This is a genomic window from Anaerosporobacter sp. (assembly GCF_031551385.1).
In the GTDB taxonomy this organism is placed as follows: Bacteria; Bacillota; Clostridia; order Lachnospirales; family Lachnospiraceae; genus Anaerosporobacter.
In genome coordinates this window covers 1-11,433 of sequence record NZ_JAVBNS010000118.1, presented here as the reverse complement: position 1 = coordinate 11,433, position 11,433 = coordinate 1, and the positions used below count along the sequence as shown (strand labels likewise).

Below are 11,433 nucleotides of genomic sequence, written 5' to 3'. Positions count from 1 at the left end.
CTATTGTGTATTTTTCTATTGCATTGCGGTACTGACGTACCATTAGAATCTTGCCATCTTCATCTACAGGAACAATTGCTGCTGCCCCCTTATGATTAATCAAATCCCACTCTACAAGCTTCTTATTTGGCAATTCCATTGTATCTGAATAAAATTCCACAATAGCCCCTTTATGTTTTAATTCGCGTTTTACTCTCTTATATTCTTCCATCGTAATAGCAAGCTCCCTTCTAATTCATAAAATTTATTGCTTCTATCCAGAACGATATCTTTCAATCTACAATTTATCCTTCTATAGTTTAATCCCAAACGGCAGAAAAGTCTATATAATATCATCATTACATTAGTTTGACGATATTACATAGACTTTGTTTTACTCTATCGTAGAATGGATGGTAGTATTCTACAATAGTACAAAATGGGTTTTATGATTATGCTAAATCATTGATGAATTTCTCAATTCTGTCTAATCCTTTTTCGATTTGTTCCAATGAAATTGCATATGATAAACGAATGTGGTCATCAAAGCCGAAATCTGCACATGGAATAACTGCAACATTATAGTCTTGAATTAAGATATCTGCAATTTTACCAACTGTTTCAACTTTTTCTCCTTTGTATGACTTCTCTAATAATTTACTAATGTCGATAAAGCAATAGAATGCACCTGTTGGTTCTACTGTGTAGATTAAAGGCATCTTGCTTAAACGATCATACATATACTCTCTACGTTTATTAAATTCAGTCTTCATAACTTCTACTGTATCTTGAGGTCCTACTAGTGCTTCCACTGTAGCCTTTTGTGCAATCGAGTTAGGATTTGATGTTTGATGACTTTGTACACTTCCCATCAATTTCGCAATTTCAGCCGATGAACCAGTGTAACCGATTCTCCAACCAGTCATTGCATAGCTCTTTGCTACACCGCTACATGTAATTGTTCTCTTGTAGATTTCCTCTCCTAAAGAAGCAATACTTACATGCTCATCTGCACCATAGATTAAGTTTTCGTACATTTCATCTGCTACAACATAGATGTCTTTTTTTACAACAACATCAGCGATTGCTTGTAACTCTTCTTTTGAATAAACCATACCTGTAGGGTTATTTGGTGTATTTAAGATAACAGCTTTTGTCTTTTCCGTACATGCTTCTTCTAATTGCTTTGCTGTTAATTTATAATTTTGTGTTTTATCACATCTTACAATTACAGGTTCACCACCTGCTAATTTAACGATTTCAGGGTAACTTAACCAAAACGGTGCTGGTATAATTACTTCATCTTCTGGATTTAAAATTGCAGTAAAGATATTTGTTAAAGAATGTTTTCCACCATTACTGATAACAATTTGATTTGGTTGGTATTGTAATTTGTTAAAATCTGCGAACTTTGTACAGATTGCTTTCTTTAATTCATCAATACCCGAAGCTGGTGTATATTTTGTAAATCCATCATTAATTGCTTTGATGGCAGCCTTGTTAATATTATCAGGGGTATTAAAATCTGGTTCTCCTGCACCAAATCCTACTACATCAATACCTTGTGCCTTTAGTTCCTTTGCTTTTGCTGTAATTGCTAATGTTGATGAAGGTTTAACAGCTTGCGCCTTCTTTGATAATGTTAAAGCCATATTGTGTACCTACCCTTTCTAAATAAAAACATGAAACACAGCTATTTTTTAGCGATTTCATCTATGTACTATTTCTATATTTATCTTGTTTTCACTATTGTAATATAGAATGACTAATAATGCAAGTTTTTATTTGACAAAATTCTTATTTTTTTAATCCAAATGATGTTTCCCCCTCAAAAAACATCGTTTTTATAATTATTTCATATCCTATTCATAATATTTTTGCAAGTTTAATACCATTATATTGCATATTTACAAAAGAGTTCTTGTATATTTGCAAATTGCTTTAAAAATACTAGTAGGTTTAACCACAACAAAAAAAGATATAGTAGAATGAATTACATATTCTACTATATCTTTAATATACACTATTTTGCGTAATCAATTACTCTTGATTCGCGAATTACATTAACTTTTATTTGTCCTGGATACTCTAGTTCTGACTCTATTTGTTTTGATAAGTCACGAGCAAGCAATACCATATCTGCATCGTTAATTGCTTCAGGAACTACCATTACACGTACTTCCCTACCAGCTTGTATTGCAAAAGACTTATCCACTCCCTTAAAGCTATTCGTAATATCTTCTAATTGTTTTAGTCTGTTAGTATAAGTTTCTAAAGTTTCTCTTCTTGCGCCTGGTCTTGCAGCTGATATTGTATCGGCAGCTTGTACAATACAAGCGATTAATGTTTCTGCCTCAACATCACCATGATGTGATTCTACTGCATTGATTACAATAGGAGATTCTTTGTATTTTCTACATAAATCAACACCTATTTGAATATGTGAACCTTCCATCTCATGGTCAACAGATTTACCAATATCATGCAATAATCCAGCTCTCTTAGCTATCTTAACATCAACACCGATTTCAGCAGCTAATAAACCAGATAAGTGTGCAACTTCAATTGAATGTTTCAAAGCATTCTGTCCATAACTTGTTCTAAACTTCATCTTACCTAAAAGTCTAACTAGTTCTGGGTGAACTCCATGAACACCAACTTCTAATGATGCTGCTTCACCTTCTTCACGAATCATAACTTCAACTTCTTTTTGTGCCTTTTCGACCATTTCTTCAATTCTAGCTGGATGAATACGTCCATCTACAATTAATTTCTCTAAAGCGATTCTTGCTACTTCTCTTCTAATTGGATCAAATCCTGATAGAATTACAGCTTCTGGCGTATCATCAATAATTAAATCAACACCTGTCATAGTTTCTAACGTACGGATATTACGTCCTTCACGTCCTATGATTCTACCTTTCATTTCATCGTTTGGAAGTTGAACTACAGAAATCGTACTTTCAGCTACATGGTCTGCAGCGCATTTTTGGATAGCCGTAACGACATAATCTTTCGCTTTCTTATCAGCTTCCTCTTTAGCCTTGCTTTCAAGTTCTTTTACCAACATTGCTGTTTCATGTTTTACTTCATCTTCAACAGTTTTTAAAAGATAATCTTTTGCTTGTTCGGAGGTCAGTCCAGAAATCTTCTCTAACTCCTGCAATCTTCTGCCGTGAAGTTCTTCAACCTCTGTTCTCGTTTTATCGAGCTCAGCTTCTTTTACAGAAAGTTTGGATTCTTTCTTTTCTAGTGCTTCAGTTTTTCTATCTAAAGTTTCTTCTTTAGTTAGAACACGTTTTTCGTAACGCTGTAAGTCTGCTCTTCGTTCCTTAGTTTCCTTCTCAAGCTCATTCTTAGTTTTTAAAGACTCTTCCTTCGCTTCAAGTAGGGCTTCTCGTTTCTTAGTTTCAGCTGTTTTTAAAGCTTCATCTATGATTTCTCTTGCCTTATCTTCTGCATTGCCTATTTTCTCTTCATAAACTTTCTTTCTATAAGAAATTGCAGCAATCCATACAAGAGGAGCGACGATTACCAAGGTAATAACAATAGCAAGTATTATTTTTACTATTTCTGGCACAGGAGCACCTCCTTATTCAATTTTCATTGTACATTAATACAACACTTAAATTTTATACTTTTTTAGAATGGATGTCAAGTATCCATCTAATGATTTTATGCAAAATGTCTAAATTTCATGAAATTATATCTTCTTTTTCATTTTATTTACGATTATGTATCTTAATTTTTCACCTATAATAAACTATTATAACAACTATAATTACAATTTCTTTCACCATACAATTAAAACACGCTTTATTGAAATACATCTAAACAAACATAAAAAATCTAGTTTTTGTAGAACATATCCTCTACCAAAACTAGATTTCCCTATTAAAACGAAATATATTCTCGTATCTCTCCCGATGAAAAACCTTTTCTTGCAAGATAAGCTCCTACTTTTCGTTTTTCATCAGCGGTAAGTTCTTCTATACGTTCCAAAGAACCAATCTTTTTAATTATTGCACGTACAATAGCACTATCTCCACTATCGTATTCTTCATCAAAAGCAATCTCAATGTATTCCTTGCAGATTCCTTTTTGCTGTAATGTGTATTCTATCTGTCTACGACTCTGAGATTCCTTCTTAAATCTTACATAGTTTCTTGCATAACGTTCGTCATCTATATACTTATACCCTACTACATACTCTAGTGCCTCTTGAATCGCTCTAGGCGGATAATATAACCTTGCAAGCTTATCACACAATCCTTTTTCCGAATAATCCATTGATTTTAACAACTGCATCGCTTTCAGCTTTGCTCTTCTTAAAACAACATCATGATAGATTTGCGCAACTTCTTCTGCTGTAATATCTATCTGTTCTTCTAATTTATATTTTCGAATATCTGTAACATAGAGCATTAACAAAAACTCCTCTTCTACATATATCCGATATCTCTTTTTATCAATCTGTTCTATATTCGTAAGAATCATTCTATTCTTCGTCCATATCTACATCCACGTCTTCTTCTGCCGCTGCTGACTCTTTTACAGCTGGTACTGCTCCGTCTAAATTATACTTCACACGAACCTTTTGTTCTACTTCTGCGAATATATCTGGATTCTCTTTTAGATACAATTTGGCATTTTCTCTACCTTGACCAATCTTTGCATCGTTATAAGCATACCATGCACCACTCTTAATAATAATATTCTCATTCGCTGCTAAATCAAGAACATCCCCTTCTCTTGAAATTCCTTGACCGAACATAATATCAAATTCTGCTTCCTTGAATGGAGGTGCAATCTTATTCTTAACTACTTTAATTCTTGTATGGTTACCTACGATTTCTCCGCCTTGTTTTAACGCTTCTACTCTACGTACGTCCATACGAATTGATGAATAGAACTTCAATGCTCTACCACCCGTTGTTGTTTCTGGGCTACCGAACATAACTCCAACCTTTTCACGTAACTGGTTAATAAAGATAACGATACAGTTTGACTTACTGATTACTGCTGTTAATTTACGAAGTGCCTGTGACATAAGTCTTGCTTGTAAACCGATATGACTATCACCCATATCTCCATCAATTTCTGCTTTTGGTACTAATGCTGCAACAGAATCGACAATTACGATATCTACTGCACCAGAACGAACCATTGTTTCTGTAATTTCCAAAGCTTGTTCACCATTATCTGGTTGAGATATATATAAATTATCAATATCAACTCCGATTTTTTTCGCATAAGCTGGGTCAAGAGCATGTTCTGCGTCGATGAAACCTGCAATACCACCTCTTTTTTGTACTTCAGAAACCATATGTAATGCAACTGTTGTCTTACCACTTGATTCTGGTCCGTATACCTCTATAATTCTTCCTTTTGGTACTCCACCAAGACCTAATGCAATGTCAAGGCTTAATGAACCCGTAGGTACTGTTTCTATGTTCATATGTGCACTTGTATCACCAAGTTTCATAACCGAACCTTTACCGTATTGTTTTTCTATCTGAGCCAATGCAGACTCTAATGCTTTTAATTTATTCTCATCTTTCATTATATTATCTCTCCTTTACACAGCGAACTAATGTTCTTTTCCTATCAATATAGTACCGTATTTTCAAACTTATGTCAACTACAAAATCAACGATTAATATATAATCGCAAACTGATAATACTTTATATTCACTTTTATTAATTAGGGACTACATTTGAATTAATTGATATGAATTAATACGATAGATATTATATATTTAGATTTTAATATAGCTTTAGATTACAAATTCTAGAATTCTTAAATCAGTATATCATACAAACGTTTATATGTAAATATATGTATCTCTTTTATTTGATTTTTTCACATTCGTGGTTATTCTGCGTTATTAGCCCATAGCCATTATTAGCAAAGCAAGCCCCTGTCTTAGACTTTAAAATCTAAAAAAGGGGCTTTTAATAATTTAATAGATACTCTTAGGTTGTACAATCTTAGGATTGTAACCATTATTCTTTAACGCACGAACAATCTTTTCTTTATGATCATGTCCATAAGCTTCCATCGTAATCTCTAATTCAACAGCACTATTACGATTGATGCTTACAAACTGATTATGCTCTAATTTAATAACATTTCCTTGCTCTTTTGCAATTACAGAAGCTACATTCACAAGTTCACCCGGACGATCTGGAAGCTGCACAGTAACTGTGAATACTCTTTCTCTTTGAATTAATCCATGTTGAACAATAGAAGATACTGTAATTACGTCCATATTACCACCGCTTAGTATTGAAACAACTTTTTTATTCTTGCAGTTAAGATGTTTTAATGCTGCAACAGTTAATAAACCAGAGTTTTCAACTACCATTTTATGATTCTCAATCATATCAAGGAATGCTACGATTAACTCTTGATCATCTATTGCGATAATGTCATCTACATTCTTTTGTATGTATGGGAATATATTACTACCTGGTGTTTTAACTGCTGTACCGTCAGCAATTGTTTCAACGTCTGGTAATGTAACGACATGACCTGTCTTTAGCGATTCCTGCATACAGTTTGCACCAGCTGGCTCTACACCTATAATTTTAACGTTTGGATTTAATAATTTTGCTAATGTTGATACACCTGCTGCTAAACCACCACCACCAATTGGCACTAATATAATATCTACCGTTGGTAAATCCTTGAATATCTCCATAGCTATTGAGCCTTGGCCTGTTGCAACAACTTCATCATCAAATGGATGTATGAAGGTAAGTCCTTTTTCTTTTGCTAACTTACATGCATGTTGATAGGCATCATCATATACATTACCATGCAAGATTACTTCTGCACCATAACTCTTTGTACGATTTACTTTAATTAATGGTGTTGTTGTAGGCATTACAATTGTTGCTTTCGCATTATATAATTTAGCTGCGTAAGCAACACCTTGGGCATGATTTCCTGCCGAAGATGTAATTAACCCTTTTTCTCTATCCTCTTTCGATAACGTACTAATCTTGTAGTACGCTCCTCTTACTTTATATGCGCCAGTAAACTGCATGTTTTCTGGTTTCAAATAAACTTTGTTACCAGTCGTATCTGAAAAATAATCACTATAAACAAGTTTAGTTCGAAGTATTACTTTCTTGACCGCTTCGGTTGCTTCTTCAAATTTCTCTAATGTCATCATAAAATGTTGTCTCCTTACTGTTTATATTCAATTAACGGTACTTTTCTATCGCTTTAATTTATCATAGCACGATTTCATCATCTGTCAAGTTTATTCCTGTTCATCAGTGTTTGTAAATAGTGCATTTACGAATTCTTCCGCATTAAATTTTTGCAAATCATCCATCTTCTCACCAATACCAATGTACTTAACTGGAATACCTAGTTCAGCTTGAATTGCAATCGCAATTCCGCCTTTTGCAGTTCCATCTAATTTCGTTAAGATAATACCATTAATATCTGCAACTTCACTAAATTGCTTCGCTTGTGCAAGTGCATTTTGTCCTGTTGTTCCATCAAGTACTACTAATGTTTCCTTATGTGCTTCCGGATATTCACGATCAATAACACGGCTAATCTTACGAAGCTCTTCCATTAAGTTCTTCTTGTTATGGAGACGTCCTGCAGTATCACATAGTAGCACATCTGTATTCCTTGCTTTTGCGGCTGTAACAGCATCATAAATTACTGCAGCTGGATCAGAACCCTCTTGTTGGGATATAATCTCTACACTGGCGCGATTTGCCCATTCTGTAAGCTGCTCAATAGCTGCTGCACGAAATGTATCCGCTGCCGCTACCATAACTTTCTTACCATTATTTTTTAACTGACCAGCCAATTTACCAACGGATGTCGTTTTACCAACACCATTTACACCAATTAGCAAAATAATTGATTTTTGATTTTCGAACTCATATGCTGTTGCATCAACTGACATTTGTTCTTTAATACTGTCAATCAAAAGTTGCTTGCATTCGCCCGGCTCTTTAATTTTTTGTTCTTTTACTTTTTCTTGAAGATTTTCAATAATTGCTGTTGTTGTATTGATACCTAAATCAGCCATAATTAAAATTTCTTCTAATTCCTCATAAAAATCATCATCAATACTTGAAAATCCTTTGAATATGTTGTCAATACCAGATACGATATTGTTTCTTGTCTTTGTAAGACCTGATACTAATCTGCTAAAAAAACCTTTCTTTTCTCCCATATATTACACCTCTACTCTTTCTTATCTTCTAACTCATCTTCAATCAAGCTTACCGATACGAGTGTTGAAACACCCTTTTCTTGCATGGTAACACCATATAGCGTATCTGCGCTCGCCATAGTTCCTCTTCTATGTGTAATAACAATAAACTGCGTATGTGTTGTTAGTTTGTGCAGATATTTTGCATATCTCTTAACATTCGCATCATCAAGAGCAGCCTCAATTTCATCAAGTAAACAAAACGGTGATGGCTTCAAATTCTGAATGGCAAACAATAATGAGATGGCAGTAAGTGCTTTCTCACCACCCGATAGCTGCATCATATTCTGCAATTTCTTTCCTGGTGGTTGTGCAATAATTCGAATTCCCGCCTCAAGGATATCTTCACCTTCCATTAATTCAAGGGTTCCTTTCCCTCCACCAAACAGCTCTTTAAATACTAAATCAAATTGACTACGGATTTCAGCAAACTTCTCATTGAATTGCTTCCTCATCTCCGTATCCAGTTCTTCTATAATCCTTCGAAGCGCCTCCTCTGCCTCAATTAAATCATCATGCTGCGTTCTTAGCAATTCATAACGTTCTATCAGATTCTTATAATCTTCAATCGCGTTAACATTAACATCCCCAAGTGACTTAATTTGTTGCTTTAATCCTTGAATCATACGCTTCATTTGCGGAATATCATCATATAATTCACTCTTCTTCTCAAGCGCTAAACTATATGTTAATTCATACTCCTGCCACATATAATTTACTTGTATGTCTAACTGTTCTAACAATTTTTCTCTTTGTCCCGCTAAACGGAAGTTTTCCTTATCCAACTCATTTACCATATTAGACAATTCCTCTCTCTTTGTAAGGAATGCTTTATGGTCTCTTGACAACATTTCTTTCTTCGCAGTCATTTCTTCCAAATCTTTTGATAAAGAACTAATTAATTTATCATCATTTTCAAGCTGATTCTTTGTGTTATTCGTTAATTCAACTCTCGAATCCATATGTTGTTTCGACTCAGATAATTTTAGTTGAATATCCAGTAATTCATCTCCAAACTTATCAATCTCCGACTTAACACGCCCCATATTCTCAGTAGTATATTGTCTTTGTTGCTCAAGCGATGAATAATCTAATTTCAAAGAAGCCACTTTATCATTACAAGCTTTTTCTAATGCTTTCTTCTCTTCTAGCTGTTTCGTATACTCAGCTATCATAATTTCCGCTTCTTTACTCTTTGCTTGATTTTCTTCTTGAATTACTTTCAGCTTATCTACCGCATTCTTTGATTCTAATGCCTGACTATCAATCTCTGTACTTTCCTTCTTGATTTCATCATAAAGAGTACGAAGCTCTTGTCTCTTAGCTTCAATCTGTTGCAGCTGCATCTTAACCGTATTTTGCGAAAGCGATAATTCTTGCAGATTCGCTTTATTTGTTTCAAATGCATTACGGCTATTTTCTCTATCTTTTTTGTAGCCCTCAACCAACGCAATGTTCTCTTGCATCTGCTTTGATATATCCGCTACTTTTATCTCTATCTCTTCTATTTCTCTACGTCTGCTTAACAGATTACTGTTATTCTTATAAGAACCACCAGACATCGAACCGCCAGGACTAAGAAGATCTCCTTCCACAGTAACAATGCGAAGGGAATACTTATATTTCTTTGATAGGGCAATTGCATTATCTATCGTATCAACTACAACAATTCTTCCTAATAAGTATTCTACAAGCCCATCATATTTACTATCATGTTCAACAAGAGAATTTGCCAAGCCAATAACGCCTTGCTCTTTCAACACATTGTTATCCTTAAATCCACCTCTACTACTTACTGACGTGAGTGGTAAAAATGTTGCCCTACCGAATTTATTCTTCTTCAAGTATTCAATCATACTCTTTGCTGTAGCTTCGTTATCGGTTACAATGTTTTGAATACTACCACCAAGTGCAATTTCTACTGCTGTTTCATATTCTTTTTTAACCTTGATTATATCTGCAACAACACCTTCGATTCCCGACGTTGTTTGCTTTAACTCCATAATCTTACGGATACTATTACCGTATCCCTCATAGCGTTCCGTCATGTTCTTCAAAGAATCCATACGTGACTTCTCTTGGTGATATTTCTGTTGAAGATTACGATATATGCCTTCTTTCTCTTTTATACTATTCTGTAACGTTACAAGTTTATTCTGCGTATCTGCATTTTGTTCTTGAATACCTTGTATCTTTGCTGTAATATCTTGTATCGATTTTTGCTTCTCATCCCATTCTACCTGTAAGAGAGATTCATTGCTTTTACTCTTTAATAAACGTTGATTCAACATAGCCTTTTGAATACCGCTTTGCTCAAGCATTGTCTCATACTTTTGAATCTCCGCTTTTTGATTTGCACTCTCATTCATGTAATGATATACTTTGGAATTATATTCTTCAATCGATTCTGTTATTGATGTAATATCCGTCAAAACAGCCTCTAATTCTGAATTTGTTTCACTTTGAACACCACCAAAAGAATTGATTTTTTCATCTAATTGATTTCTCTGCTCACCATATTCATTTAATTGAGATTGCTTTTCTTCTAATTCTTTATTAATAGAATCCATACGCTCTTGATAATGTTTTCTATTTTGCTCAGAAGCCGTTATCTGCTCTTTATATACCTTGATATCGCCTTCTAATTTCTCCTTATGTAAACGATAGTTATTCAAATCCATCTTCTTTTCTTCTAAAGAGGAATCGAATTCTTCAATTTGCGTCTCTAGCTTCTCATACTCTTCCTTTGTTTGGTCAAATGCATTCTTATAAGAATTCAAATCACCTGTTGCGATTTGCAACTTCTCGTCCACATTTTTTTGTTCATCTAAAATCCTCTCATATTCAACTAAGAACATATTTACATCTAATGTTTTTAATTCTTCACGATATTTTAGGTACTCTTTTGCAACTCCTGCCTGTTTCTCTAATGGCTCTACCTGTTTCTCAAGCTCCGCGAGAATATCATTAATACGGCACAGATTCTGTTTTTCTTCTTCCAGATTCTTCTCTGCCGTCGCTTTTCTCTTCTTAAATTTAACAATACCCGCTGCTTCATCAAACAGCTCTCTTCTCTCTTCAGGTTTTCCACTTAATATCTTGTCAATTTGCCCTTGACCGATAATAGAATACCCTTCTTTACCAATACCTGTATCCAAAAACAGCTCTTGTACATCCTTCAGACGACAGTTTGTACCATTAATCA

The 11,433-nt window shown here is 34.3% G+C and carries 7 protein-coding genes and 1 pseudogene; all 8 read right to left on the bottom strand.

What is annotated here, in order from left to right; genetic code table 11:
• Positions 1 to 211 (bottom strand): annotated as a pseudogene (locus RMR19_RS10530) (NUDIX hydrolase); the annotation flags it as partial.
• A gap of 220 nt (positions 212 to 431) precedes the next feature.
• Positions 432 to 1,631 (bottom strand): pyridoxal phosphate-dependent aminotransferase, encoded by a 1,200-nt coding sequence (locus RMR19_RS10525; protein ID WP_310603448.1) that lies wholly within the window; start codon positions 1,629 to 1,631, stop codon positions 432 to 434.
• Between the two features lie 371 nt (positions 1,632 to 2,002).
• Positions 2,003 to 3,559 (bottom strand): ribonuclease Y, encoded by a 1,557-nt coding sequence (gene rny / locus RMR19_RS10520; RefSeq protein ID WP_331654708.1) that lies wholly within the window; start codon positions 3,557 to 3,559, stop codon positions 2,003 to 2,005.
• A 314-nt stretch (positions 3,560 to 3,873) separates the two neighbouring features.
• Positions 3,874 to 4,476, bottom strand: a complete 603-nt coding sequence (locus tag RMR19_RS10515; RefSeq protein WP_310603447.1) for a regulatory protein RecX — start codon at positions 4,474 to 4,476, stop codon at positions 3,874 to 3,876.
• A 1-nt stretch (position 4,477) separates the two neighbouring features.
• Positions 4,478 to 5,542, bottom strand: coding sequence for a recombinase RecA (gene recA / locus RMR19_RS10510; protein WP_310603446.1), 1,065 nt, complete (start codon positions 5,540 to 5,542; stop codon positions 4,478 to 4,480).
• 400 nt (positions 5,543 to 5,942) lie between these two features.
• On the bottom strand, positions 5,943 to 7,160 hold the full coding sequence (gene ilvA / locus RMR19_RS10505; RefSeq protein WP_310603445.1) for a threonine ammonia-lyase: 1,218 nt from the start codon (positions 7,158 to 7,160) through the stop codon (positions 5,943 to 5,945).
• Between the two features lie 90 nt (positions 7,161 to 7,250).
• A complete protein-coding gene (ftsY, locus tag RMR19_RS10500) occupies positions 7,251 to 8,189 on the bottom strand; it encodes a signal recognition particle-docking protein FtsY (protein ID WP_310603444.1) in 939 nt (312 codons plus the stop codon).
• Positions 8,190 to 8,200: 11 nt separating this feature from the next.
• The coding region (smc, locus tag RMR19_RS10495) for a chromosome segregation protein SMC (protein ID WP_310603443.1) at positions 8,201 to 11,433 on the bottom strand (3,233 nt) is incomplete at its 5' end.